At 53.2% G+C, this 637-nt stretch carries 2 pseudogenes and 1 other annotated feature; both pseudogenes read left to right on the plus strand.

What is annotated here, in order from left to right:
• Positions 1-106 precede the first annotated feature (106 nt).
• Positions 107-250: pseudogene (locus MSKU9_RS19015) on the plus strand (IS3 family transposase); the annotation flags it as partial.
• Positions 251-330: 80 nt separating this feature from the next.
• Positions 331-448, plus strand: a sequence feature (AL1L pseudoknot).
• A gap of 75 nt (positions 449-523) precedes the next feature.
• Positions 524-637, plus strand: a pseudogene (locus MSKU9_RS18920) (IS3 family transposase); the annotation flags it as partial.

Here is a 637-nt window from a genome sequence, read left to right on the forward strand (position 1 = left end):
AATTGCCCCGGGTTTTGTGGAGACAGCAAGACCCGTGAGGTAAGAGATATTCATGAGTAACAAATCGAAGCGTTTTCCGCCTGAATTTCGTGAACGTGCAGCCCGCATGGTTCTGGAGGAAGAGAAGAACCATCCGTCACGCTGGTCCGCAGTGATGATGATAGCACCAAAGCTGGATATTCATCCTGACACGCTGTCAAAATGGACACGTCTGCATGAACGGGCCAATGCACCTGCGGTAAATGATCTGCCTGATCGGGAAAAGATCAGGCGACTGGAGCGCGAGAACCGCGAACTGCGGCAGGTCAATGAGATCCTGCGCAAGGCGTCAGCATATTTTGCGGAAGGGGAACTCGACCGCCGCTTCAGGCCATGACGCGCTTCATCAATGATGCACCGGCAGGCATATGGTGTCGGGTCAATCTGCAGGGTTCTGCCGATTGCGCCATCTGTCTATTATGCTTCCGTGACCAGACAGAAAAATCCTTGTATGCGCAGCCAGAAAGACAAAGGACCGTGCGATGAAATCCGTCGAGTATGGAACGATAATTTTTGTGTTTATGGAGCGCGTAAGGTCTGGCATCAGCTCAGACGCGAAGGCAGGAATGTCGCCCGCTGCACGGTAGAGCGGCTGATG

Origin of the sequence: Komagataeibacter diospyri (assembly GCF_006538165.1) — a bacterium.
Classification (GTDB): Bacteria; Pseudomonadota; Alphaproteobacteria; order Acetobacterales; family Acetobacteraceae; genus Komagataeibacter; species Komagataeibacter diospyri.